A 22,503-nucleotide genomic window follows, 5' to 3' on the forward strand; every position below is an offset into this window, starting at 1 on the left:
AAACCAATTTCATTGTTTTCTGCACCCCCGCGGAGCACCCTTCTACATCAACATAAAAAAACGCCGCCGGCATACAGCCGGCAGCGCCTATCTTCGGGCAATCGCCTCATCCTGTTCCTTCAGCGTGTCCACATTCGAGCGGGTGTCCTCAATGTTTTTACGAACAGCCTCTTTATACTGTTTGACCATATTACAAATTTCGGCTTCGCGTTCAAGCCACTTTTTCGTAAAATCAAGGTTGTTCCGCCCGAGCGCTCCGGCTGACGGGCTTTTTAAAGACACGGCTTGAAGCGTGCTGCTTACTTGTTCCAGCTGCTTCATAACCGCTGCATGGTTAAGTTTAATCGTTTTGCTCATTTCAACCATCCTTTTAAACCGTTGATTGTGCTGTGCAGAGCGTCGACGGCCTCCTCTCCTTTTTCCATCAGGAAGTCCGCCCTGTCGGCTGACCAGCTTGCAGCTTGAACAGCCCCTTTTTCAGAATCTAAAGCAAATATCTTTAAATCAATTTTATGAATATACCGATCATACTCATCGGTGAAAATTCTGTACATTGCCGTGTGCGCTTCATCACGTGCTTCGTCAAAATCGGCTGCCCTGCTTCCGGTCCACGACTCATCAAGGTTCGGCCGCAAAATCTGCCTGATTTCTTCGATTCCGAGGTTTTGTTCCCGCTCTACATCGCGCTTTGCCCGCTCCAGCCTTGCAATTTGTTCTTCCAGCTCTGCCGCCTTATGGGAGAGGACACCGTGTATTTTTTGCAGCGTGTCTGAGTAGTCCATTATTGTCACCTCTGAAATTGCAGTATGATTCGCATTGATTGCGGTTTTTCATAGATTCACATCTTTGACTAGACTTGCTCTCATTTCCAATATTTATAGTTTAAGTCGAAAATCACGGATGTTGAATAGGCTGTAAATACTGTTTTTAGGGATATATACACAGGTCTCTGTCTTCCTCACAGCTCATTTTAAGGACATATAACCCGTCTTTTTGAATTATCTGTACACCGCTTTCATCGCGGACAAGTCTAAAGGCACGGGCATACGGCAGTTTAATGGTCACAAAAAATCGCCAAATGATTCCGGACGACAATTTCTAATTTTAGTCAGGAAACTGTTTCTTTTGACCTGATTTGCGTTTTTAACTATAGACAAAATGAATAATATCTATTCTGTATATGTATTTTACCTATACTTAAAACTCATGTACACTCTTGTTTAGAAAGGGGGATAATGACATGAAAACATTCATTAAAGGATTAGGTCAGGTCGCTCTTTTATTTTTATTCGCGCGTTTCATGAATCTGATTGCCGAGGTTCTTCATATAAACATTCCCGGCAGCATTCTCGGGATTATCGTCATTTTTGCGCTTCTTCATTTCAAAATCATTAAGCTGGAATGGATTGAAATCGGCGCCTTGTGGCTTCTCGCGGAGCTGCTTTTGTTCTTTGTCCCTTCAGCCGTCGGGATTATGAACTACGGAGATATTCTGGCTGAATTCGGCACAAGCATTATACTCGTTGTCCTCATCAGTACATTCGTCGTCATGGTGTCGACCGGAATGCTGACTCAATTGATTGCCAAAAGAAAGGAAAGGAAAAAAACATGCTCATCGGATGCTTAAGCCTGATCGCAACAGTGTTAATTTATCTCGGTGCAAAAGCGGTCTATTCACGCCATCCAAAGGTGTATGCGTCACCTTTATTGGTCACGCCGTTGATCCTTGTCGGCCTGCTGCTTTTCATCAACGTGCCCTTTGAAGCATACAATGCGGGCGGTCGCTTGTTGACAGACATGCTCCAGCCGGCTACCGTGGCTTTTGCGATTCCGTTGTACAAATACTTTCCCGTCTTGAAAAAATACGCGGTTGAGATCATTATCAACGTGACTGTAGGCTGCTGTATCGCGATCCTGTCAACAGCGTTTATCGCAAAACTTTTCAAGCTGAATGAAGACCTGATTGAGAGCCTCGTTCCCAGATCGGTCACAACGCCAATTGCAATGAGCGTTTCTGAAATGATCGGCGGAATGCCCGCGGTGACCGCTGTTTTTGTTATATTGACCGCCCTGTCCGGGTCAGTGATCGGACCGATGGTCATTCGCTACTTCCGGATTGATAACGAAATCGCAAGGGGCGTGCTGCTTGGCACAAGTGCCCATGGCGCAGGTACGTCAAAAGCATTTGAGCTCAGCTCCGTGTCCGGAACGATTTCAAGCGTATCGATGATCCTGGCTGCGATCATCACGCTTTGCGCAGCGCCGTTTCTTATTTCCCTTATTGCAGTGTCATAATTGAAAAATAAAAAAACCAAATTGGGGAAGTGTTTTCCGCCAATTTGGTTTTTTTTATTTAGACATTAAGCAGCCATATGAATATGGACATCAGCAATAATATCCCGGCCAGAATAAAAGAAACACACCTGATAGCCCTGTCATGCGGCAGTTTTGAGGAAATTGCTTTTAACAGCTTGACGAACAGCAAACCGATCAAACCGAAAAGTGTGAAGATTCCCGATCCATCCGCCGTCATTTCCGAGAAAAATTCATCGCCTTTTTCTTTGGAAAATGCCCACAGGAATCCTGCGAAAGCCCCTGTGAGAAAAGCGGCCGTCAACAGTACGTTGACAAAGACCATCACTATATTCTCACCCTTTCAGCTGTTCAACCGCCGTCTCAAATTCCTTTTCAATCTCTACGGACGGCTTCTTTGTCATCAGGCTGACGACGATGATCACGATTGTGCAAACAATAAATCCGGGAATGATTTCATAAATCGGTTCAAAAGCTTTCACTTGCTCCCACACCATAACGGTCAGCGCCCCGGACAGCATCCCGGAAAGCGCGCCCCACTTCGTCATTCGTTTCCAATACAGGCTCAGCAGAACGACAGGGCCAAATGCCGCCCCGAAGCCTGCCCATGCATAGCCGACAAGATTCAGTATCGTTTCATTCGGATGAAGCGCCATCATGAGGGCGATCAGTGAAATCGCGAGGACAGACAGCCTTCCGACAAGCACAAGTTCTTTGTCAGAAGCTCCTTTCCGGACAAACGCTTTATAAAAATCCTCTGTCAGCGCGCTTGAGGTTACAAGAAGCTGCGAAGAAATCGTGCTCATGACAGCTGCTAAAATGGAGGCCAGCAAAAACCCCGTAATCATCGAAGGGAACAAAAGGTCGGCCAGCTTAATGAATATCGTCTCGGCATTCTTTAACGAAAGATGATTCGCGCTGAAATAGGCAATGCCGACGAGTCCTGTCAGCATCGCTCCGCAAATCGAAAAGATCATCCAGCCCATGCCGATTCTTCTGGCACTCTTCAACTCTTTCACGCTTGAAATCGCCATAAACCTGACAATAATATGAGGCTGTCCAAAATAGCCGAGCCCCCATGCCAGTAAAGAAATAATCCCGATTGCGGTTGTTCCTTGAAACGGGCGGAGGAGGTCCGAGTTGACCGCGCTCACTTCCGAAAACGCCGGCGCAATTCCCCCCAATTGGACAAAGACAACGATCGGCATTAAGATGAGCGCGATAAACATGATCGTCCCTTGAACAAAATCGGTCCAACTGACAGCCAGAAAGCCCCCGAAGAGCGTATAAAGAATGACAACCCCGGCCGTCAGCCAGATGCCGATCCGATAATCAAGGTGGAATGCGGTTCTGAACAGCTCTCCGCCCGCCACCATTCCGGATGATGTATAAAAAGTGAAAAATACTAAAATAACGAAAGCCGACGTCACCCGTAACAGCCTTGAACCGTCTTTAAAACGGTTTTCGAAATAATCCGGTATGGTAATGCTGTTGCCGGCCGTTTCCGTATACGTTCTCAGCCTCGGCGCAACATACACCCAGTTCAAATAAGCGCCGATTGTCAGACCGACAACGATCCAGCCGCTGCTCAATCCGTTCAGAAACATCGCACCGGGCAGCCCCATTAATAGCCAGCCGCTCATATCGGAAGCACCTGCGCTTAACGCGGTGACAGCGGGGCCCAGATTTCTTCCGCCAAGCATGTAGTCGGTCAAATTTGAAGTTCTTCGATATGCAAAATATCCGATGAAAAGCATTCCTGCCATATAAATACCTATCGATATTAAAATTCCGTAATCCATAACTTCCCCCTGCCTGAGTGATTTGCGTAATATCAATATACATGAATAATTGATCGACAGGTATTGTTTTTATCGCAAAATTTTTCCCCGTCCTTACATTAACGGCGGCGGATCCGCAAAAAGACAACTTTTAAATAATCGCCTTCAGGATAGCTTTTCACCGTATGAAAATCTTCGGGAAGCGAATGCTCCTCAAGCACTGTAAAGCGCGTCCCCGTTTCTTTGCATGCCGCTTCGATAAAACCTTTGAATTTTTTCATTCCAAAAGCGCTGCTGTTCGTTGAAGCGACGATCACACCTTGATTTTCAGTGATCCGAATCGCGTCTTTCAACAGATTTTTATAATCCTTTGCCGCGCTAAATGTATGCTTTTTCGTTCTCGCAAATGAAGGCGGATCAAGGATGACGAGGTCAAAGGCGAGTTCTTTTTTGGCCGCGTATTGAAAATATTTAAAAACGTCCATGACTTTAATATCATGAGCTTCATAATCCAGCCCGTTCACGCTGAATTGTTCGATCGTCCTGCTTAAACTGCGGTTTGCAACATCAACGCTCGTCGTTTTTTCAGCGCCTCCAAGCGCTGCCGCCACAGAAAATGCACCTGTATATGAGAAGGTGTTGAGCACGGTTTTTCCTTCCGCATACCGGTCCCTAACCGCTTTGCGGACATGGCGCTGATCGAGAAAAACGCCGGTCATCGCTCCGTCATTGAGGTAAACGGCAAAATGAATGCCGTTCTCTTTCACAATGATCGGAAATTCCCCTCTCTCTCCTTTAACAAAGTCGTCATCTTCTACATACTGCCCGGCCGTATTAAACCGTTTTTTCTCATATACGGCTTTATAGTCCGTCAATTCATCGAGGGCCTCCATAATCGTTTCCTTAAACGTATAAATCCCTTTGCTGTACCATTGGAACAAATAGTAGCCGTCATAATAATCAATCGTAAAGCCGCCGATTCCATCGCCTTCCCCGTTAAACAAACGAAAAGCGGTCGTATCCGGGTCTTGAAAAAGCGATTTTCTGGCCTGAAAGGCGTTCGCCAGCCTGCTTAAAAAGAATGACTGATCAATCGACTCCTCTTCGTTTCGGGTCAGAATCCAGCCGATTCCTTTGTTTTGCTCGCCATAATAGCCCTTTCCCAAAAACCTGCCGTTTTCATCGGCAATCCTGATCAGCGAACCTTCTTTTATGCCGTTTTCTTGCGAAGAAACAGCTTCTTTTTCAATTAAGGGATAGCCCTTTTTCATTTTTGCAGCGAATGGATGTTTTATTTTTAATGTATGCATTTGATTTCAGTCCTTATTTTAAAGTCTTCTCTATCCTACCATAACGCCTGATCAATATTCTTATTCATCATGTAATCGATAAAATTGACAGATGATTCCGATCTTTCTAAAATGATGGAGAAACAAAAGGAGGAATGGCGAAATGGCGCGAATCGACCACGTAGGACTGATGGTGAAAGACATTGATGCTTCGATCGCATTCTACCAGGATGTGATCGGAATGACGCTGAAAGGCAGAATGACCCATACAAACGGCGTCATGAAGCTCGCTTTTTTAGGTTTTGAGAACAGAGACGAGACAGAGCTTGAATTGATCGAGGGATATAACGACAGCCTTCCTCAGGAAGGAAAAGTACATCATTTTGCCGTCTCAACCGATGATATCGAGGCTGAATTCGCCCGCGTAAAAGGCGCCGGCATCAAGCTGATGGAAGACGAGATCACCGTATTGCCGAACGGCTTCCGCTATTTTTTTCTTTTTGGGCCGGAAGGAGAAATGGTCGAGTTTTTTCAAAGAACATAACCGGACGCGGCTTATCGCGTTTCCGGTCTTGATGGAACGCGGAAAGCCGGCGGCTGTTTTTCGATAAACCTTTTGATATTTTGATATGTCACTTCTTCGATGCGCCTGATGCTCTCATACGTAGCGCCGCCGATATGCGCCGTGCATATGGCATTGCCGAGGCTAGTGATCCGGGCGGCCGGCGGTTCGGTTTCAAAGACGTCCAATGCTGCGCCTCTGATCTGCTTTTGTTCAAGCGCTTGAATGAGCGCGCTTTCGTCTACCACTTCTCCGCGGGCAATGTTGACCAGGTACGCGGTTTTCTTCATTTTTGCCAGCTTTTCTTGATTGATCAAATGATAGGTGGCAGCTCTTAATGACGTGCTGATACAGACAAAGTCAGATTTCGCCAGGAGATCGTCAAGCTCTGCGAACCGTACATTCAGCCGTTTGGCTGCATTATAGTCTTTGTATGTGCCGTACGCCAAAACGTTCATATGAAACCCGGAGGCCCGCCTTGCAACCTTTTTGCCGATTTCCCCAAAACCGATAAGCCCCAGCGTTTTTCCATCGAGCTCATAGCCCATCGCCGTTTTCCATAAACCGGCTTTGACTGCGGCGTTTGACTGCGGGATCGAACGGGCGCCGGACAGCAGAAGGCCGAATGCCAAGTCGGCGACTGCCGAGGCGTTTTGGCCGGGAGCATTCGTGACAAGGATTCCTTTTTCGTTTGCATATTCTACATCAATATTGTCGATTCCCGCGCCGAATTTCATGATATATCGGAGTTCCGGGGCGGCGTCGATCAGCTCCCGATCCGCTTTTTCAATGCCGGCGATATAAATATGGACATCCTTGATATGAGTCAGTAAATCCTGTCTCGTCAACCGATTTGAATCCAAAAACGCAAATTCGGCACCGAGCCGTTCGACCCTTTCCTTCAACAGCGGCGCTGCGCGGTAAAACAGTCCGTTAAGCGTCAACAGCACTTTAACCAAAAGCACTCCTCCATTCGTCAAAAATGTTTGCACGCCAAGAAAAATGCTTGTTTCCGATGAAAGGAAACAAGCGAATATGGGGATACGTCAGGGTTTGTTGTAAATTATATCGATTCATCCTGCGATTTAAAATGAGATTGGCATGTTAGCTGACATGGTTTTTAGACAATTTGGCCGGCTGGTTAAAGGCTGTGGACTGCAAATACTTAAAATATTGACGGGCGTACGGGTGTGAGGTGTTTGAATTCCAAGGCTTGTTTCCGCCGCAGAAATGAACGATTGCCGGATTTGCCCTTGTTTCCATATAGCGCTTTTGATCAATGAGGGAAGCCGGTGTTTTTTCTTTTAAAATAATGTGTGTTTGGGCATTCCACCTCGGATGAAGTTCGAGCCACTGATCATAAAGAATCGCATTCAGCGCGTCTTGGTCATGAAACACAAACATGTCTTCATCGTTGTTATTGATAAAGTCGATGACTTTTTTCGAAATGTCGTTTTTTCTCCAGGCTTCCATATCGATAACCATAATACCTGAGTTAAAATATTTTGCTTCGTCGCTGATGTTCATCTTTTTCAGCCGTTCATGCTGGCCTGCATCTTCAACCGCCGCTGCGTAATACGGTGAAATGTCCTTGTCCCACAACTTCGATATATCCTCTAAAACTAAGGCGTCGCAATCGACATAAATCATTCGTTTGACGGATTCGTCATCAATCAGATCCGGGATGGAAATCCGATAGTATGCCGCTTTTGTAATATGGCTGCTTTCGACCGCCCGGTCATACTGGCTTTTTTCTACATTAAGAAATGTAATGGGGGCTCCGAATTGAAGGGTCGTCTCTTCCAGACGCTTTTTATTTTCCGGTTCAATCCCTCCGTCGATGACATACAGTTTCACATCGCGCGTCTGATCCATATTCGTCAGCAATGATGCGAACATCACGCTTAAATGCTGTGCGTAGTTATTGTCTGTACAAGAAATAATATGCATGGTTCGGTCGCTTTTCATATGTCTTCCATCTCCTTTTCTTTTTTTGTTCTATTCCCTTTTTTCAAAAGATAAACACCGTCGATAGGCCGAAAAAAAAAGGATCTTGCAAGATCCTCAGATTGTATGGCGTCTATTTCACGATCTTTTGGCAAAAAGCTTCTTTGAATAAAAGTAAGGATAGCCAACAATGATGAGTGGAGCTGCTAATGCAAGGAGTACCCATGAGCCTGAGTGACTGTCTCTAATGACTCCAATGAATATACAAGTACCGATGAGAACATATAATAAAGCACCTAAAAACCAATACATATTTATTCCTCTTTTTCTTTACACGTGTTCTTGGATTGACTATTTTTGTTTCTATGCTTGTCTGTTTTTTCGTTCGTATCAGGGCACTGATTTTTTGACACTTTCTCAGTTCGGATACCTTTTCTTTTTAATGATAAAATTGTGTGATCAATCGATTTCAATGTTGATCATTCCTTTAATAAATAGTGAGTTCTTCATTATTTTAAATGTAAATTTGAAAAGATAAAACGTACATATAGGCAGAACACTTATGTACGTTTGGGCAATGAACATATGTTGGGAACATCTAATGGTTCACTGCACCTTGGTATTGTTGTGTTCCTTCTCTTCCTATAAAATGATTGGATAAATGTATATTGCACGATCAATGAATGACATGAATCTCTGTTCGGTTAAACTATTAAAGGAAGTGGATAGGTTTGAATCCTTTCAAAGAAAAGTACTACTCACATGATAGACGGGCATTAAATATGCTTGCGCTCAGAGTGCCTGGCCTGGCTTTTATTCTCATGATCTATGTAGCCTCTGTCGTGCTGCAATTTCTTAATGGGAGCTGGTCCATTTTATTGCTTCATGTGTTCACAGTATTGACCGCCATTTTTGCTTTGCTGCATTGGCATTCATATCGCTGGGTTAAGAAAAGGGTCATTCTATATTTTGTGCTGCAAGGTTTGATTACTTTTACACTGGCTAATGTCATGACTGGCTTCTTAGTGCTGATTATCATTGGCCTTTATGCATTTTTGATTGGACAGATTATAGGAATGGCAGATAGAAAAAAGACTTTCCTCATACTTTATTTATTGCTGCTGCTGTTCATCAATGTAGTATATCAGATTCACAAAGGTGAATATTTGCATTTTCTTGTCATTGCCGTACCTACTATAACCGTGATTATTACTTATGCCGCTACATTATTTGCCCAAGTCGATGAAAAGATAAAAGCGCAGCTGACTCTTGAAAGGCTGGAGCTGGCTCATCAGCAGGTCGAACAGCTGACGCTGCAAAACGAAAGGCAGCGTATGGCCCGGGACTTACACGATACGCTTGCTCAAGGACTGGTCAGTTTAAATATGCAGCTGGATGCGATTCATGTTCATCTCGCCAAAGGCAACACAGAAAGAGCAATAGAAATCATTCAACAATCAATGAAAAGAGTGAGAGGTACATTGGCGGACGCGCGTTCAGCGATTGACGATCTGCGCAGCAAATCAGAAGAAATCGGTTTTCTAAAAGAAAGAATTACCTCCCTAATGGATCATTTTCAAGAGTCGACAGGCATGGGTGGTTTTTTAGACTACAGATTACATCAGGTATTAGACGTTCGTACAGCTGAAAACTGTTATTACATCATTGGAGAATGCATAACGAATGCAGCAAAGCATGCTGAAGCAGAAACGATCTCGGTATCCATTTGGGATGATGATAAGGGGAAGCTCCATTTAACTGTCAAGGACAATGGCAAAGGATTTGATGTTGAAAAGAGCAAGAAAAAGAGAGGACATTACGGGCTTCTCGGCATAGAAGAACGCGTCAGAGCCATGAAAGGCCAATTTAATATAAAGAGTACAAAATCAAAAGGAACACAAATTGAGATCACAGTACCAATTCAGGGAGAGATGCAAGATGTATAAGGTTTTAATCGTTGATGACCATCTTGTCGTGAGGGAAGGTCTGAAGCTTTTAATTGAAACGAATGATCACTACACCATCATAGGAGAGGCGGAAAATGGCAAAGCGGCAGTCCGCCTTGCAGATGAATTAAAACCGGATATTATTCTTATGGATTTGTATATGCCGGAGATGAGCGGGTTAGAAGCCATTAAACAAATAAAAGAAAAACATGACATCCCTATCATTATTTTAACTACTTATAATGAAGATCACTTCATGATCGAAGGAATTGAATTAGGGGCGAAAGGATATTTGCTGAAGGATACGAGTTCAGCAACCCTTTTTCATACAATGGACGCAGCAATAAGCGGAAACGTGCTGTTGCAGCCTGATATTTTAAAACGTCTGCAAGAAATCCAATTGGAGCGGATAAAAAAACAGAACAGTGATACACAGCTGACAGAAAAGGAAGTCATTGTTTTAAAAGCAATTGCTAAAGGTCTTAAAAGCAAAGCGATCGCCTTTGATTTGGGCGTTTCAGAGAGAACAGTCAAGTCCAGGTTAACGTCCATTTACAATAAATTAGGCGCGAATTCAAGAACTGAAGCCGTGACGATTGCCATGCAAAGAGGGATTCTGACATTAGACAAATAACTTCAAATTTAAAATTTGCCCAAACGTACATGCACGAATGTACGTTTTTTTTATTTCATGGTCAACTACAATGAGAAAGAAGGTGATCAAGCAATGTGTTGAAAGGAGATTATCATGTCAAAAATGTTATATAAATTAGGAGGATGGGTTGCTCGCCATCGCGTAAAAGTAGTATGTGCGTGGATCGTTGTGTTAGTTGCTTCGATAGGGCTTGCAATCACGTTAAAACCAAGTTTTTCTGAGGATATGTCTATACCTGACACACCTTCGGAAAAAGCGATGGATGTGATTCAAAAAGAATTTCCTCACGGCCCTGATAAAGGGAGCATACGGGTGATTTTCGGTGCTGATGATGGAGAGAAACTTACTGCAGAACCAGCGAAAAAAGCAATAGAAAATACATTAAAGGAAATCGATAAAGATGGTTCCGTTGACTCGATTGCAAGTCCTTTTGTGACAGGAACAATCGCGAAAGACGGCACAGTTGCCTATGCTGATATCAAGTATAAATCATCAGCAGATGATATAAAGGATGACTCTATCAAACACTTAAAAGACAGTTTGAAAATGGCTGATTATGAGGGATTGCAAACTGAGCTAAGCGGAGATGTACCGGGAGCTGAGATGGAGATAGGCGGCATCTCTGAAATTGTCGGCATTATTTTGGCCTTTGTCGTTTTAGCCATTACGTTTGGCTCTTTATTAATAGCGGGTTTACCGATTATAACTGCACTGATTGGATTAGGTGCGAGTATTGGACTGGTTTTGATCGGGACACAAGTATTCGATATTGCTTCCGTCAGTCTTTCATTAGCCGGAATGATTGGCCTTGCTGTTGGGATTGATTATGCTTTATTTATTTTTACGAAGCACCGCCAGTTTTTAGGCGAAGGCATACAAAAAAATGAATCTATTGCGAGAGCTACAGGAACAGCTGGGAGTGCAGTCGTTTTTGCCGGACTTACTGTTATCGTCGCACTTTGCGGATTGACGGTTGTTAACATTCCTTTTATGTCTGCAATGGGGCTGACAGCAGGGCTTAGTGTATGGTTAGCTGTTCTCGCCTCAATCACGCTTGTTCCTGCCGTCTTATCGATTGCAGGGAAACGGATGGCTCCAAAAGCAAACAAGAAAAAAGAAAAACAAAGCGCTGAAACAAATGCCTGGGGACGCTTTGTCACAAAAAACCCTATCATGCTAAGTGTATGCAGCATTCTCATTTTGCTCGTCATTAGTGTCCCATCTATGCATTTGGAGCTGGGCTTGCCTGATGCAGGGATGAAAGCCAAGGATAATCCGGATCGCCGGGCTTATGACTTGCTTGCTGACGGTTTTGGAGAAGGATTTAACGGTCAATTAACAATCGTAGCGGATGCCACAAGTGTGGCAGAAAATAAGGCGGAAGCCTTCGCAGATGCAGTAAAAGAAATAAAGGAACTAGACCATGTAGCGAGTGTCACTCCCGCAATGCCTAATAAAGAAGGAAACTTTGCCATCATTACGGTCGTTCCTGAAACAGGGCCAAATGATGTGGCAACAAAGGATTTGGTAAAGGATGTACGCAGCTTATCAGATAAAAACGGGGTAGATTTGCTCGTTACAGGATCGACTGCAGTGAATATTGATATTTCAGATCGCCTGAATGATGCGATACCGGTGTTTGCTGTGCTCATTGTTGGTTTTGCGTTTGTATTGCTGACAATCGTATTCCGTTCGCTGCTGGTGCCGCTTGTTGCTGTTGCAGGTTTCATTTTAACAATGACTGCCACTCTTGGGATCTGTGTATTTGTTCTACAAGACGGGAATCTCATCGACTTTTTCAAAATACCTGAAAAAGGGCCGATACTCGCGTTCCTGCCGATTTTATCTATTGGGATTCTGTTTGGATTAGCCATGGATTATCAAGTATTCCTTGTAAGCAGAATGCGTGAAGAATATGTGAAAACAAAAAATCCAGTACAAGCGATTCAAGCCGGATTAAAACACAGCGGTCCTGTTGTCACCGCAGCCGGCCTGATCATGATATTCGTTTTTGCAGGATTTATCTTTGCCGGAGAAGCTTCTATTAAAGCCAACGGGCTGGCTCTTTCCTTCGGTGTGCTCTTTGATGCATTTATTGTACGCATGACACTGATTCCAAGTGTGATGAAGCTGATGGGGAATGCAGCCTGGTACTTGCCAAAATGGCTGGACAAGATGATTCCGAATGTGGACATAGAAGGACATCAACTCACAAAGGAAATACAGCCAGAAATAGATTATGAACAAAAGAAACAAATCAGTATGTAATAGAAAGCAGATCTTTTACGAGATCTGCTTTTTTGCTTCATATTCCTGATCACGGTGTGAATGATTAGTTAAAAAGGAGACACTGATGGTGCAATCACTCATTTTGATTTTTTAAGGTCTCTTGGCCGATGGGATACGGCCGCCCCTATTCAGAAATACAGGAATCATGCAAGACCCTTTTTTTCTTTCACCTTCCCGGCAATCCAAAACGGCAAATAGAGAAGATAGAAGAAGACGATCGTGACCGCTTCAGCTGATAAAAGATACCACGGCCATGGCCCGAGCACATCTAACAGCGATGCTCCGCCGCCGGGCTTCTTCATCATGTACATATAGTTCGAGTTCAGCAAACGGTTGATCAAAAAAATGAGAGCGCCATAAACATTGACAAGAAGAAACGTGACCCAGAGAGAGCGAACCGTCGGCTTATACCTTTCGGCTGCAATCATCAGGAGGCAGGCGAGAACGACGATCCCGTGGGAAATGAAAAATTCAAAAAAGCGGAAATGAGGAAAGCCGTACCTTCCCAAGTCAGGCGTCAGAATCGCCTGCAGCGCGCTTCCCAAACCGGCAAAATAAAGAAATTTAAACAAGTTGAGGTTTTTCGTCAATAACAGAATGATGACGAGATAAACCGAAAGGTCGCTGAGGTGGAGCGGCAAACAATAGCGCGGCGTCCATGAATTTACATAGATAAACCAGGAGTGGTAGCTGATTTCAGAAATCAATAAAACCGCCACAAAGGCATAGCGAATCACCCGGTTCCACCGCGGTTTTTGCAACGTCTTGCGAAAGACGAACAAACAAACGCCGAGCGCTGCAAGCACCAGCAAAGTCAGTATATGAGATGTTGAAAAAAATTGAAACGAGCCGAGCTGATAATCTTTTTGAAAGTATGTTTTCATCCTGAGCACCTGTCATCAAAATATTTGAACGTTATTTTGTGACAAACCATGATCTATTATTCAAAAAGGCCGCCGAATATCCGGCAGCCGGGTGTCACATAGAAATAGAATCGTTTTCCTCTGCGTTATCATTGACCTGAATCCGTTCAACCTTTCCGACAAGAAAGATGTAGGAAAGCGCTCCCGCAAGGGCGAGGGCTCCGATAAAGACGAGGGCGGGCGCAAAGCTTCCGCCGTTGGCGAGAAAGCCGATGACAATCGGAACGATAACGGAGGCGAGGCTGCCGACAAAATTAAATACTCCGCCGGTCAGCCCGATCAAATGCTTAGGCGCTAAAGACGATACAAGCACCCATGTAATGGAGGCCAAACCGTTTCCAAAAAAGGCGAGCGTCATAAACAAAATGATCAGAGATGTCTGATCGACATAATTGGCACCGATAATTGAAATAGACAGGATCAATCCGGTAATAATCGGTGTTTTGCGGGCAACCCCGGCCGATACGCCTCTTTTGATCAAAAAGTCGGACAGGAAGCCGGACAACAGAACACCGGTAAATGCCGCAAGAAATGGAAGCGAGGCGAGAAAACCGGATTGGAGAAAATCAAGGCCTCTATATTTTACAAGGTATGTCGGAAACCACGTCAGAAAAAACCATAAAGTCGAATTAACGGCGAACTGTCCGATATATATGCCCCACAGCTTGCGATGAGCGGTCACTTGTTTAAAATGCTTCCAAGTAAATGCCAATTTCTCTTTCTCGGAAGTCCGGCCGCGGCGGACGATACCCCCGCCTTTTTCAATATGGTCAAGTTCAGCCTTGTTTACCTTTGGATGACGATCAGGATCACGATAAAAGATATACCAGATCAGGCCCCAGATGATGCCGATCACCCCTGTTACAATAAAAAGGCCGCGCCAGCCGACGACATGCTGGATGGCGCTGAGCGCCGGCGTCAAAAATGCAAGGCCGGCAAATTGCCCCGACGTATAAAGTGCAATGGCTGAAGCTCTTTCCTGTTCAGGGAACCATGAAGTCACCACCCGGTTATTGGTCGGAAAAGCCGGCGCTTCAAACGCTCCGGTCGCAAGACGCAAGCCGAATAGCGAACCGAAGCCGCGGACAAACCCCTGAAGCAATGTTGCGAGCGACCATGTAACCAAGGTAAAGCCGTAGACAAGCCTCGGGCCAAACCGGTCGACAAGCCCGCCGCCCGGTATTTGCAGTGCGCAGTAAGCCCAGCCGAAAGCTGAAAAAATCAAGCCCAATTGAACGGCAGACAAGTTTAAATCGTCCCCGATTGCAGAAGCTGCAACAGAGATATTGCTTCGATCCATATAATTGATCACGACACATACAAAAATAAACAGCAGTACCCGCACTCTAACCTTTGTCGGCTTCTCTTTTAAAGTTGTTTGTTTCATGACAGGCCCTCTCCTTTTATTTGATTGTAATGACGGACACCTTTTGAAAACGGTATCATTTTTACCATTCAGCTATGCTTCCGTCCTTGTGCCGCCATACCGGATTGCGCCAGTTGTGCCCGATATCAGCCATTTTACGGACGTGATCTTCATTGATGTCCACCCCAAGGCCAGGTCCATCCGGAATCCGGACATAGCCGTCCTCATAGAAAAACACCTTTTGATCTACTATATAATCAAGCAAATCCGTCCCTTTGTTGTAATGGATCCCTAAGCTTTGTTCCTGTATAAATGCATTGTGGCACGTTGCATCAACCTGAAGGCATGCCGCCAGAGCGATCGGGCCCAGCGGACAATGAGGGGCGGCGGCGACATCAAATGCTTCCGCCATCGACAGGATCTTTTTGCATTCGGTAATTCCGCCGGCGTGTGACAAGTCAGGCTGAATGATATCGACATAGCCGTCAGTCAGCAGGTTTTTAAACTGCCACTTTGAAAACATCCGTTCTCCAGTCGCAATCGGAATTGAGACGAGGCTGGCGATATCGCGGAGCGCCTCGTTGTTTTCCGGCAGAACAGGCTCTTCTATAAACATCGGCCGAAACGGTTCAAGCTCCTTTGCCAAGATCTTCGCCATCGGCTTGTGCACCCTGCCGTGAAAGTCAATGCCGATTCCGATGTACGGGCCGACCGCTTCTCTGACTGCTGATATTCTTTCAATCACCTGATCGATTTTTTCATGTGAATCGATGTATTGCAGCTCTTCCGTGCCGTTCATTTTGACGGCTGTAAAGCCTTTATCAACCACCTGTTTGGCAGCGAGGCCGACGTCTTGAGGCCTGTCTCCGCCAATCCATGAATAGACCTTGATCGATTCCCTGTTCTTCCCTCCGAGCAGCTGATGCACGGGAGCGTTGTAAAACTTGCCCTTAATGTCCCAAAGCGCTTGATCGATGCCTGCAATCGCGCTCATCAGAATGGGCCCGCCCCGATAAAACCCGCCTCTGTACATGACATTCCAATGGTCTTCGATGTTCATCGGGTCTTTGCCGATCAAATATTCCATTAACTCGCCCACAGCCGCCTTAACTGTCGCGGCCTTTCCCTCGATTACCGGCTCTCCCCATCCTGTAATGCCTTCATCCGTTTCGATTTTTAAGAAAAGCCAGCGCGGCGGAATTAGGAAACACTCGAATCCTGTTATTTTCATCTCTGATCTCCCCTTTTTACTGTTTTGCTGCTTCAACAAATTGCTTTGCTTTTTTGGACAGCTCTTCTAAAAACGCGTCATTAACATCTTTATTAGCCCGAACAAGCGAACCGCCGATTCCCGCTCCGACCGCACCGGCCTGCAGAAACTCGTGAAGGTTTTCCAATCCGACTCCTCCAGTCGGAAGCAGCGGAATATGCGGAAGCGGTCCGTGGATATCCTTGATATAGCCAGGCCCCATTGTTCCGGGAAATACCTTGATGATGTCTCCCCCGCTTTCATACGCCGTCAATATTTCAGTCGGGGTAAAAGCGCCTGGAATGCTGACCGCTCCATACCGTTTTGTCAGCTTGATCGTCTCTTCATTGACGGTCGGAGACAGGATAAACCGCGCGCCGGCTAAAAGCGCCGCTCTCGCAGATTCGGGATCAAGTACGGTTCCCGCTCCGACAAGCATTTCGTCCCCAAAATGCTCTGAAACCGCTTCAATCGCTTTGATCGCTTGAGGGGAATTAAGCGTAATCTCCACAAGCCTGATGCCGCCCGCTTTTAAGGCGCCGGCAATGCTCACTGCCTCCTCCGGATTGTATCCGCGGATGATCGCAATCAGTTTTTGTTCTTCGATGTGTGACAATACCATCATTTCTGCCACCCTTTCTCTACGGTTTTTTTATCGGCTGACATCTTCTTCATCAGATTGTTCCATAAACGCAAACAGTGATTCGCGGTCAGGCAGCCCTTCAATATCACCGTTTACCGCCGCTACCATGGCGCCGACGGCACAGCCCCGTTTGACAGCTTCTGAAAGCGGAATTTGATCAATCAAACCCGATAATACGCCGGCCGCAAAGCCGTCTCCGGCACCCACGGGATCCGCTGCTGCCTGAATCTGATAGCCTTCCGCATAGCCGCTTTCGTTCCCGCCGGCATAATAGGCGCCTTTTGAACCAAGCTTGATGATCGCAGTTTCAGCCCCCAGCCCGCGGATGGCTTCCGCAATTTTTTTCTCATCAGCGGTGCCGAACAAAAAACGCCCTTCGCTCAACCCCGGAAGCACGATATCAGACCGTTTGATAAGTTCAAACATGGTCTGCCGCGCCCGCTCTCCGTCCCAGAGCTTTTTTCGAAAGTTCGGATCAAATACAACGCATTTATTGTGCTTTTTGGCGAGCTCCACTGCATAAAACACCGCATCTGAAGCGCTTTCACTTAAAGCCGGGGTAATTCCCGTAATGTATAAAAGCCCCGCTTTCTCAATGTATTGCTCATCAATATCGCATTTCTTTAAAAAACTCGCCGCTGAAAGCGTCCTGTAATAGAAGACATTGACTTTGGCCGCGCTTTTCCTTTCTTTAAAAAACAAACCGGTCGGCGCCGCGTCATCGAGCTTCACCTGGCTCACATCGACTCCTTCTCCTCTGACAGAAGAAAGAATCATCGCCCCGAACTCGTCTTTTCCAAGCCGTGTAATCCAGCCGGCTTTTTTCCCGAGCTTCGAAAGCCCGATCAGCGTGTTGGTTTCTGCGCCCGCTATTCTCACCTGATAGTTTCTTGCGTATCTGAGAGGGCCGTCTTCATTCGGAGTGAACAGCGCCATTGTCTCTCCTATGCTAATAACATCCATCAGAACTCTCTCCTTTGCTAAAGCGGCTTTCTATATCCGCCAATGCTTTCTGTAATTTTTCCGGCTGTGTGAAGCAGCTGCTCAACGATAACGGCCTTTCTTGCGAGCATGCGCTCCTTTGGCCCGGCGGTGCTGATCGCCGCCTTCATCACGCCATCCGGACCATGGACAGGCGCCGCCAGACAAAACAAACCTTCTTCATTTTCTTCATTGTCAACGGCATATCCCTGTTCCAAAAATGTCTGCAGCTGCTTTTCCAGCTCTTCTCTGGCAGTGATGGTATGCCCGGTAAACCGGATAAACTCCATGCGGTCGAGCAGCCCTTCCCTTTTGTCCTCCGGCATGAATGCCAAAAATGCCTTGCCAAGCCCGGTGCAATAAAGCGGTTTGCGCGAGCCGGGCTGTGCGGTTGTTCTGATTGACCTGTTGTTATCGATTTTTGCGATGTAGACGAGCTGATCATCGGATAGAACGGCCATAAACACCGTTTCCTGAACGCCGTCCATCAGCTGTTTTAAAAAAGGAACGCCCTGCGATGAAATGTCTATCGACTCCATGGCAGCGGTTCCAACTTGAATCAATTTTGCCCCCAGCCTGTAACGCTTGACAGCATCCTGCTGAAGGTAACCTTCATCCAAAAGTGTAGCGGCCAAATTGAATGTACTGCTCTGAGGCAGCGAAAGTTCTTTGCTGATTTCCTTTACGGTTAATCCATCCGGATGATTTGACAGCAATTCAAATATACGTACAACACGTACCGCGGATTTTACTGACATGACACCCTCCAAAATTCACATATGTGATTCAAAATCAGGATCCTGATAATTCGGACGTATTCTAAACAGAAAGAAGGCTCACGTCAACCATCCTATCAAACAAAAAAATTTTTTTATTAAACTTCAAATTACCAGTCTATCGAATCATTTATCTGAAGCATGCAGGATTCACCCGTTCTGCTGCGAATATCTCTTCTCAGGAAAACAAGACCATCAAGGGGGTTTATGTATGAAGAGAAAAATGATGATGTTCGGATTGGCGCTATCGATCATTGCAGGCGGCGTGGTCGCCGCTGGAACGGGGAATGCAGCTCAAGCGGCCCCTCAGGAAACAGCCATCGCAAAAGATATCGAAAAATTCAGCAAAAAATTCAACGAGAACCGCGCCTATCAAACGATTTACCATTTAAGCGAAACGATCGGGCCGCGTGTGACAGGCACGGCAGAAGAAAAAAAGAGCGCCGCTTTTATCGCCTCACAGATGAAAAAGTCAAATCTGAAAGTAAGCACACAAAAGTTCAGCATACCTGACCGGCTGGAAGGAACGCTTACCGTTCAGGGAAATAACGTGCCTGCGCGGCCTGCCGCCGGTTCCGCCCCGACTGCAGCAGAAGGCTTGGCCGCTCCTCTCTATGATGCCGGCCTCGGCTTGCCCGGCGACTTCACAGAAGAAGCGAAAGGAAAAATCGCCGTCATTTTGAGAGGAGAGCTGACATTCTATGAAAAGGCCAAAAACGCTGCTGACGCAGGCGCAAGCGGAGTTATCATTTATAATAACGTCGACAGCCTCGTCCCTCTGACTCCGAATCTCAGCGGTAATAAAGTCGATATTCCAGTTGTCGGCGTCAAAAAGGAAGACGGGGAAAAGCTGCTTTCTGAACAAGAAGCGATCCTGAAGCTGAAAGCTCATAAAAATCAAACATCGCAAAACGTAATCGGCGTCCGCAAAGCAAAAGGTGTCAAAAATCCTGACATCGTTTATGTGACTTCGCATTATGACAGCGTTCCATATGCACCGGGAGCCAATGACAATGCCTCCGGCACTTCAGTCGTCCTTGAACTGGCCCGAATTTTGAAGACAGTGCCAGCCGACAAAGAAATTCGCTTTATTACATTCGGAGCCGAAGAAATCGGACTCCTCGGTTCGCGCCATTATGTCAGCACATTGTCAAATCAGGAAGTCAAACGGAGCGTTGCCAACTTTAACTTAGATATGGTGGCGACAAGCTGGGAGAATGCTTCACAGCTGTACATCAATACGCCCGACGGTTCGGCAAACCTCGTCTGGCAGCTAAGTAAAGCCGCTTCTTTAAGCCTTGGAAAAGACGTATTATTTTTACATCAAGGCGGATCATCCGACCATGTCCCATTCCATGAAGCCGGCATCGACTCGGCCAACTTTATTTGGAGAGAGCCGGGAACAGGCGCTTTGGAGCCTTGGTACCACACCCCTTACGACACGATTGAACATATCAGCAAAGACAGGCTGAAAACAGCCGGTCAAATCGCGGGAACAGCTGTGTATAACTTCACCAAGAAGGAAAACAGAAAACCGTCTTACAGCTCAGTTGCCCAGTAATTTTAAAAAGGAGCAGATTGAAAATCTGCTCCTCCTTCTTTTCATAGACCCAAAGCGCCTTTCCTCCCCACCGCTTCCGTATCATCACCTTTTCAGCTATTCGTTATCTTTATTATCAAACAATCAATAAGCAACCAATATCAATTTGTTAATTTTTGTCTCTTTGCTTTTCCAATCTCCAAAAGAAAGCAAAAAAATGGAGCCGCATCTCGCGCTCCATTTTTCAATCCTTCATCAGCTTGATAAATCTGAAGCTCATCAAAATGCTGCCGATGGCAACCGCAATCATGACCATCCCCAGATCCTGAAAATGCCCCGCGGTTATTTCTTCTCCAAACAACAGACCCAGAATGACGGACGAAAAGATCGAGCCAAGATAGCGGCATGTTTGAAAAAGCCCCGAAGTCGTCCCGACGATGTCCGGCGGACTTGCCGTAAACATGGCAGCCTGCAGGGCGACATTGCCGAGGCCGTAGCTGACCCCGAGCAAAGAGAGGATGATGCCTTTCCACAACATCGGTGCATCGACAAAAAACAATGTGAGCAGGATAGCGCCCGCTGCCATTAAGCAAGAACCAATTAACACGGGCTGCGTTTCTCCTGAACGGTCAATCCATTTCCCGACGAAAGGCGAGATCAATACGCTCGTCCCGGACATGAACAGCATCAAAAGACCGCTCGTTTGAACGGAAAGGTGCATTTCATCCTGAAAATAACTCGGAAGTCCAAAAAACAAACAGTAGTTAAAGATGTTCAGCATAATAAATTGAGCATAGACCGAAGTTAACGTCCTGCGTGCGATCAACAGCCTGATATCAATAAACGGACTGTTCACTCTCAGCTCCCACCAAACAAACATCAAAAGCAAGACGAGTCCGAACATCCCCTCGGCAAAACGGGGCTCGCCCGTGCTCAATGAGAGCAGAAATGCCAGCAGGAGAACGATTCCGCCCGCAAACAGAAGAATTCCGGTGAGATCAAGCCGCTTGATCACGGCGCGGACATTTAAGCCGGCTTTTTTCTCATCTTTCGGGAACATGTACATCCCCAGCAAAAAGCTGAACAAAATAAATGGAAAGTTCACGAGGAAGATGGCGGGCCATCCCCCGAGTACGATTAAAAATCCCCCCACGGTCGGTCCAAAGGCAGTCATTGCCGAAGAAAAAATGGACAGCACACTGAGTGCAGACGCCTGCTTCTCATGAATGTGGCTTCTGATCAGGCCCACTCCCGAAGGGTAAATGGCGCCGCTCCCAATCGATTGAAACAAACGCATGATCAACAAGACGGAAAAAGCCGGTGCGAGAGGAGCGCCGATTGCCGATACGGCAACGAGAACAAGCCCTGACAAAAACATCTTTTTCCGGCCGATTAAATCGCCGATTTTTCCCGTGACAGGCTGTGCGACCGCACTGGCTAAATAAAAAGATGAAATCAGCCATGATACGGTTGCAAATGAAAGATGAAACTCATGCTGGATACTGTGCAGCGCCAAAGAAATCATTGAAGAATTGAGCGGATTCAGCATCGTCCCTGATGCAACGGCTGTTAAAAACAGGGCGCGGTTCTTTTTCAATCCGGCCATTTACTTAGCGTAAAGCAGCCTTTCGCCAGCTCCGTCCGATTTACCGCCCGCACCCGCATCACGGCCGAAAGCATTGCCGACGGCCCCGTATAAAGCAGCATCAAGCCGTTGCGCCCCCCGGTTCATCATCGCTGCCGCTCCGTTTTGCAAACCGCATTCCGCAAGTTTTACAATATCCGATTTCATTTTTAGACCTCCTCGTGCTCTTATCATTTTCTTGTTTTCTTTTTTCGATTCATGACAGTCATAACCTTTGATACAAAGGAGCGTTCTTCCTCTTTTTCTTTTAGTTGAAAAACGTATTTGACGGAGCTGGCATAGTGAAAGGTTCAAAAAAACTTATCAGAACGCTGACAAAAGAAGAACTCGAAGGTATCGCCGGGCCATGACTTCCAAAACAAAAAGCTGAAAGAAGTCGAGCGGCTTGCCGGAGATCGGGTCAAAGTGTGGATGAAGAGCGCGCTCGGCAAACTGCAGGGCGAATACCGGACGGACATCTTGAAATTCGGGAATTCAGCACCTGCAAGAATCGAAAAAGCGGAAAGGAAATGGGATGAGATTTTCACCGAAGCTGATATGACATATGATGTTGATATCAACATTGACAACTTCGGGTCAAGCGGCAGAAAAAAATAGC

25 protein-coding genes are annotated in these 22,503 nt (G+C 46.0%); 8 read left to right on the forward strand and 17 right to left on the reverse strand.

The window, feature by feature from the left end; all coding sequences use genetic code 11:
* Positions 1-87 precede the first annotated feature (87 nt).
* Both MHI30_RS20190 and MHI30_RS20195 read right to left on the reverse strand, forming a co-directional pair.
* Complete coding sequence (locus MHI30_RS20190; RefSeq protein WP_065644440.1) at positions 88-357, reverse strand: YwqI/YxiC family protein; 270 nt, start codon at positions 355-357, stop codon at positions 88-90.
* Positions 354-782, reverse strand: a complete 429-nt coding sequence (locus tag MHI30_RS20195; RefSeq protein WP_020453375.1) for a DUF5082 family protein — start codon at positions 780-782, stop codon at positions 354-356. The genes MHI30_RS20190 and MHI30_RS20195 overlap by 4 nt, the downstream gene beginning before the upstream one ends.
* Before the next feature lie 458 nt (positions 783-1,240).
* On the opposite strand from MHI30_RS20195, the gene MHI30_RS20200 reads away from it, so the two are divergent.
* Both MHI30_RS20200 and MHI30_RS20205 read left to right on the forward strand, forming a co-directional pair.
* On the forward strand, positions 1,241-1,627 hold the full coding sequence (locus MHI30_RS20200) for a CidA/LrgA family holin-like protein (RefSeq protein WP_020453376.1): 387 nt from the start codon (positions 1,241-1,243) through the stop codon (positions 1,625-1,627).
* A complete protein-coding gene (locus tag MHI30_RS20205) occupies positions 1,609-2,295 on the forward strand; it encodes a CidB/LrgB family autolysis modulator (protein ID WP_075751613.1) in 687 nt (228 codons plus the stop codon). Before MHI30_RS20200 ends, MHI30_RS20205 begins: the two co-directional genes overlap by 19 nt.
* Before the next feature lie 58 nt (positions 2,296-2,353).
* On the opposite strand, the gene MHI30_RS20210 is transcribed toward MHI30_RS20205, so the two are convergent.
* The 3 genes from MHI30_RS20210 to MHI30_RS20220 form a co-directional block, all read right to left on the reverse strand.
* Positions 2,354-2,638, reverse strand: a complete 285-nt coding sequence (locus tag MHI30_RS20210) for a hypothetical protein (protein ID WP_075751614.1) — start codon at positions 2,636-2,638, stop codon at positions 2,354-2,356.
* A gap of 10 nt (positions 2,639-2,648) precedes the next feature.
* Positions 2,649-4,115, reverse strand: coding sequence for a sodium/proline symporter PutP (putP, locus tag MHI30_RS20215; protein WP_075751615.1), 1,467 nt, complete (start codon positions 4,113-4,115; stop codon positions 2,649-2,651).
* 98 nt (positions 4,116-4,213) lie between these two features.
* Positions 4,214-5,404, reverse strand: coding sequence for a class I SAM-dependent rRNA methyltransferase (locus MHI30_RS20220; protein WP_075751616.1), 1,191 nt, complete (start codon positions 5,402-5,404; stop codon positions 4,214-4,216).
* 142 nt (positions 5,405-5,546) lie between these two features.
* Here MHI30_RS20220 and MHI30_RS20225 point away from each other — a divergent pair, with 142 nt between their 5' ends.
* A complete protein-coding gene (locus tag MHI30_RS20225) occupies positions 5,547-5,927 on the forward strand; it encodes a VOC family protein (protein ID WP_075751617.1) in 381 nt (126 codons plus the stop codon).
* 11 nt (positions 5,928-5,938) lie between these two features.
* Here MHI30_RS20225 and MHI30_RS20230 read toward each other — a convergent pair whose 3' ends face one another.
* The 4 genes from MHI30_RS20230 to MHI30_RS20245 all read right to left on the reverse strand — a co-directional run bounded on the left by MHI30_RS20230 (position 5,939) and on the right by MHI30_RS20245 (position 8,365).
* On the reverse strand, positions 5,939-6,895 hold the full coding sequence (locus tag MHI30_RS20230; protein ID WP_232513556.1) for a phosphoglycerate dehydrogenase: 957 nt from the start codon (positions 6,893-6,895) through the stop codon (positions 5,939-5,941).
* A gap of 154 nt (positions 6,896-7,049) precedes the next feature.
* Positions 7,050-7,913 carry a glycosyltransferase family 8 protein gene (locus tag MHI30_RS20235; RefSeq protein WP_075751619.1) on the reverse strand — a complete coding sequence of 288 codons (864 nt, stop codon included), beginning with the start codon at positions 7,911-7,913 and terminating at the stop codon, positions 7,050-7,052.
* A 117-nt stretch (positions 7,914-8,030) separates the two neighbouring features.
* A complete protein-coding gene (locus tag MHI30_RS20240; RefSeq protein WP_142238584.1) occupies positions 8,031-8,210 on the reverse strand; it encodes a hypothetical protein in 180 nt (59 codons plus the stop codon).
* On the reverse strand, positions 8,207-8,365 hold the full coding sequence (locus tag MHI30_RS20245; RefSeq protein WP_237562631.1) for a hypothetical protein: 159 nt from the start codon (positions 8,363-8,365) through the stop codon (positions 8,207-8,209). The genes MHI30_RS20240 and MHI30_RS20245 overlap by 4 nt, the downstream gene beginning before the upstream one ends.
* 309 nt (positions 8,366-8,674) lie before the next feature.
* On the opposite strand from MHI30_RS20245, the gene MHI30_RS20250 reads away from it, so the two are divergent.
* The 3 genes from MHI30_RS20250 to MHI30_RS20260 all read left to right on the forward strand — a co-directional run bounded on the left by MHI30_RS20250 (position 8,675) and on the right by MHI30_RS20260 (position 12,761).
* Complete coding sequence (locus MHI30_RS20250; RefSeq protein WP_075751835.1) at positions 8,675-9,838, forward strand: sensor histidine kinase; 1,164 nt, start codon at positions 8,675-8,677, stop codon at positions 9,836-9,838.
* A complete protein-coding gene (locus tag MHI30_RS20255; RefSeq protein WP_075751620.1) occupies positions 9,831-10,472 on the forward strand; it encodes a response regulator transcription factor in 642 nt (213 codons plus the stop codon). The genes MHI30_RS20250 and MHI30_RS20255 overlap by 8 nt, the downstream gene beginning before the upstream one ends.
* A gap of 114 nt (positions 10,473-10,586) precedes the next feature.
* On the forward strand, positions 10,587-12,761 hold the full coding sequence (locus MHI30_RS20260) for an MMPL family transporter (protein WP_075751621.1): 2,175 nt from the start codon (positions 10,587-10,589) through the stop codon (positions 12,759-12,761).
* A 164-nt stretch (positions 12,762-12,925) separates the two neighbouring features.
* Here the strand turns inward: MHI30_RS20260 and MHI30_RS20265 are convergent, their stop codons facing one another.
* The 6 genes from MHI30_RS20265 to MHI30_RS20290 form a co-directional block, all read right to left on the reverse strand.
* Positions 12,926-13,666: a TIGR02206 family membrane protein gene (locus MHI30_RS20265; protein WP_075751622.1), complete on the reverse strand. Its 741-nt coding sequence runs from the start codon at positions 13,664-13,666 to the stop codon at positions 12,926-12,928.
* Between the two features lie 94 nt (positions 13,667-13,760).
* Positions 13,761-15,092, reverse strand: coding sequence for an MFS transporter (locus tag MHI30_RS20270; RefSeq protein ID WP_075751623.1), 1,332 nt, complete (start codon positions 15,090-15,092; stop codon positions 13,761-13,763).
* Positions 15,093-15,153: 61 nt separating this feature from the next.
* Complete coding sequence (dgoD, locus tag MHI30_RS20275; protein WP_003186261.1) at positions 15,154-16,302, reverse strand: galactonate dehydratase; 1,149 nt, start codon at positions 16,300-16,302, stop codon at positions 15,154-15,156.
* 16 nt (positions 16,303-16,318) lie between these two features.
* Positions 16,319-16,945, reverse strand: a complete 627-nt coding sequence (locus MHI30_RS20280) for a bifunctional 4-hydroxy-2-oxoglutarate aldolase/2-dehydro-3-deoxy-phosphogluconate aldolase (RefSeq protein WP_003186263.1) — start codon at positions 16,943-16,945, stop codon at positions 16,319-16,321.
* Positions 16,946-16,972: 27 nt separating this feature from the next.
* Positions 16,973-17,926 (reverse strand): sugar kinase, encoded by a 954-nt coding sequence (locus tag MHI30_RS20285; RefSeq protein ID WP_003186265.1) that lies wholly within the window; start codon positions 17,924-17,926, stop codon positions 16,973-16,975.
* A 17-nt stretch (positions 17,927-17,943) separates the two neighbouring features.
* Positions 17,944-18,702, reverse strand: coding sequence for an IclR family transcriptional regulator (locus MHI30_RS20290; RefSeq protein WP_075751624.1), 759 nt, complete (start codon positions 18,700-18,702; stop codon positions 17,944-17,946).
* 229 nt (positions 18,703-18,931) lie between these two features.
* Here MHI30_RS20290 and MHI30_RS20295 point away from each other — a divergent pair, with 229 nt between their 5' ends.
* Positions 18,932-20,281: a M28 family peptidase gene (locus tag MHI30_RS20295; protein ID WP_075751625.1), complete on the forward strand. Its 1,350-nt coding sequence runs from the start codon at positions 18,932-18,934 to the stop codon at positions 20,279-20,281.
* 223 nt (positions 20,282-20,504) lie between these two features.
* Here MHI30_RS20295 and MHI30_RS20300 read toward each other — a convergent pair whose 3' ends face one another.
* Positions 20,505-21,866, reverse strand: coding sequence for an MFS transporter (locus MHI30_RS20300; protein WP_016885669.1), 1,362 nt, complete (start codon positions 21,864-21,866; stop codon positions 20,505-20,507).
* Positions 21,867-22,052 (reverse strand): hypothetical protein, encoded by a 186-nt coding sequence (locus tag MHI30_RS20305; RefSeq protein WP_075751626.1) that lies wholly within the window; start codon positions 22,050-22,052, stop codon positions 21,867-21,869.
* 219 nt (positions 22,053-22,271) lie between these two features.
* Here MHI30_RS20305 and MHI30_RS20310 point away from each other — a divergent pair, with 219 nt between their 5' ends.
* Complete coding sequence (locus MHI30_RS20310) at positions 22,272-22,502, forward strand: Ger(x)C family spore germination C-terminal domain-containing protein (RefSeq protein ID WP_081379872.1); 231 nt, start codon at positions 22,272-22,274, stop codon at positions 22,500-22,502.
* Position 22,503: the final 1 nt, after the last annotated feature.

The sequence above is a fragment of the Bacillus sp. FSL L8-0528 genome (assembly GCF_038593085.1).
GTDB lineage: Bacteria > Bacillota > Bacilli > Bacillales > Bacillaceae > Bacillus > Bacillus paralicheniformis.

Coding starts and splice junctions, on each gene's coding strand:
- MHI30_RS20190 (WP_065644440.1), bottom strand. CDS start 357: ATGAGCAAAACGATTAAACTTAACCATGCAGCGGTTATGAAGCAGCTG.
- MHI30_RS20195 (WP_020453375.1), bottom strand. CDS start 782: ATGGACTACTCAGACACGCTGCAAAAAATACACGGTGTCCTCTCCCAT.
- MHI30_RS20200 (WP_020453376.1), top strand. CDS start 1,241: ATGAAAACATTCATTAAAGGATTAGGTCAGGTCGCTCTTTTATTTTTA.
- MHI30_RS20205 (WP_075751613.1), top strand. CDS start 1,609: ATGCTCATCGGATGCTTAAGCCTGATCGCAACAGTGTTAATTTATCTC.
- MHI30_RS20210 (WP_075751614.1), bottom strand. CDS start 2,638: ATGGTCTTTGTCAACGTACTGTTGACGGCCGCTTTTCTCACAGGGGCT.
- putP (WP_075751615.1), bottom strand. CDS start 4,115: ATGGATTACGGAATTTTAATATCGATAGGTATTTATATGGCAGGAATG.
- MHI30_RS20220 (WP_075751616.1), bottom strand. CDS start 5,404: ATGCATACATTAAAAATAAAACATCCATTCGCTGCAAAAATGAAAAAG.
- MHI30_RS20225 (WP_075751617.1), top strand. CDS start 5,547: ATGGCGCGAATCGACCACGTAGGACTGATGGTGAAAGACATTGATGCT.
- MHI30_RS20235 (WP_075751619.1), bottom strand. CDS start 7,913: ATGAAAAGCGACCGAACCATGCATATTATTTCTTGTACAGACAATAAC.
- MHI30_RS20250 (WP_075751835.1), top strand. CDS start 8,675: ATGCTTGCGCTCAGAGTGCCTGGCCTGGCTTTTATTCTCATGATCTAT.
- MHI30_RS20255 (WP_075751620.1), top strand. CDS start 9,831: ATGTATAAGGTTTTAATCGTTGATGACCATCTTGTCGTGAGGGAAGGT.
- MHI30_RS20260 (WP_075751621.1), top strand. CDS start 10,587: ATGTCAAAAATGTTATATAAATTAGGAGGATGGGTTGCTCGCCATCGC.
- MHI30_RS20265 (WP_075751622.1), bottom strand. CDS start 13,666: ATGAAAACATACTTTCAAAAAGATTATCAGCTCGGCTCGTTTCAATTT.
- MHI30_RS20270 (WP_075751623.1), bottom strand. CDS start 15,092: ATGAAACAAACAACTTTAAAAGAGAAGCCGACAAAGGTTAGAGTGCGG.
- dgoD (WP_003186261.1), bottom strand. CDS start 16,302: ATGAAAATAACAGGATTCGAGTGTTTCCTAATTCCGCCGCGCTGGCTT.
- MHI30_RS20280 (WP_003186263.1), bottom strand. CDS start 16,945: ATGATGGTATTGTCACACATCGAAGAACAAAAACTGATTGCGATCATC.
- MHI30_RS20285 (WP_003186265.1), bottom strand. CDS start 17,926: ATGGATGTTATTAGCATAGGAGAGACAATGGCGCTGTTCACTCCGAAT.
- MHI30_RS20290 (WP_075751624.1), bottom strand. CDS start 18,702: ATGTCAGTAAAATCCGCGGTACGTGTTGTACGTATATTTGAATTGCTG.
- MHI30_RS20295 (WP_075751625.1), top strand. CDS start 18,932: ATGAAGAGAAAAATGATGATGTTCGGATTGGCGCTATCGATCATTGCA.
- MHI30_RS20300 (WP_016885669.1), bottom strand. CDS start 21,866: ATGGCCGGATTGAAAAAGAACCGCGCCCTGTTTTTAACAGCCGTTGCA.
- MHI30_RS20305 (WP_075751626.1), bottom strand. CDS start 22,052: ATGAAATCGGATATTGTAAAACTTGCGGAATGCGGTTTGCAAAACGGA.